The 1,007-nt window shown below is 60.6% G+C and carries 3 protein-coding genes; all 3 read left to right on the top strand.

All coding sequences use genetic code 11. The features are described from left to right. Positions 1-160: 160 nt before the first annotated feature. Entirely contained in the window at positions 161-394 is a 234-nt protein-coding gene (locus AB6729_RS18075) for a hypothetical protein (protein WP_371083053.1), read from the top strand. Positions 395-416: 22 nt separating this feature from the next. Then, the gene (locus tag AB6729_RS18070) at positions 417-539 is read left to right on the top strand and encodes a hypothetical protein (protein ID WP_371083052.1); all 123 of its coding nucleotides are present in this window, start codon (positions 417-419) and stop codon (positions 537-539) included. 256 nt (positions 540-795) lie between these two features. Further along, positions 796-1,007, top strand: a 212-nt coding sequence (locus tag AB6729_RS18065) for a hypothetical protein (protein WP_371083051.1), incomplete at its 3' end; no start/stop codon positions are given.

Raw genomic sequence — 1,007 nt, 5'->3', positions numbered from 1 at the left:
TCCAGTGACCGCGAAAGAACAGGAACTCCTGCACCACAACGCAAGCATTCTGGCTGATCGTTGCGGTCATGCCATCGCCTCTGGCAACGAAGCAGCAGCAGCGAAGCTGGCACGGTGCGCCGCCGTGTTGGTGAAGCTCTCCATGAAAGGGAAAAACTGAATGACTCACATCCTTGAAAGCCTTGAACTCGCTGACCTAGCGACCATCAATCGGGTGCTGCGGAAGCGCGGCCTCACGGCGAAGATGGTGGACACCACGCCGGAGACCGTCTCGCTGCGCGTCTCGTTTCTGCCACCGCCAGCAGTGAAGGAAACGCCGCTGCTCGACGCCGCCAACGCATCACTCGACGCGTCCATAGAAGCAACAGCGGAGGCAACGGATGCGGTGTCATAACTGCCACACGGAAGGCCCTCAAATGTTCTGCTCCATCGACTGTGCGGCAGAGCGATACAGCATGGTGATGGAAGCGGAAACGAAGCTGGAAGAACTGCTGCAAGAGTTGACCACCAAAATCACTGCCCTGCTGAACCTGCTCTAAAATCTCTCCTGAGTGGCGTTGAAATGCACTCAAACGGCCCCCGAACTCGTCTCCGGGGGCCGTTCTTTTGCCCTTGATCTTCGCCGAACGTTCGCCTACCCTGCAAATCATGCCCCGAAATCGCCAGCAAACGGCCTGCCGCACGGCTCCTGACCGCCGAAAGGTAGGTCAACCCCACCCCACCCTTGAAAGCGCGTCTCCGGGGGCGCTGCAATTCGCCGGAAAGATGCTCAGGGACTTCGAACGATGGGAGTCCATGAGTGAAGAAGAACGCCGGGCCTACGATCTCGGGCGGGAGACGGGACGCGCGGAAGCTGCGCCGGTCATCCTGCCCCCGGATGCGGACGCGTTGGGGCGGCGCGTCCGCATCCCCAAACTCGAACTGCAAACGCTGCCACGCTACGTCGCGGCAGTCAGCAAGGCGTTAGAACGCGGCCAGCTTACAGCACAGGACGCCAGAGCCATGCT

Source organism: Terriglobus sp. RCC_193 (assembly GCF_041355105.1).
In the GTDB taxonomy this organism is placed as follows: Bacteria; Acidobacteriota; Terriglobia; order Terriglobales; family Acidobacteriaceae; genus Terriglobus.
The sequence above is the reverse complement of the archived record's forward strand: the minus strand, read 5'-3'. Positions and strand labels throughout refer to the sequence as shown.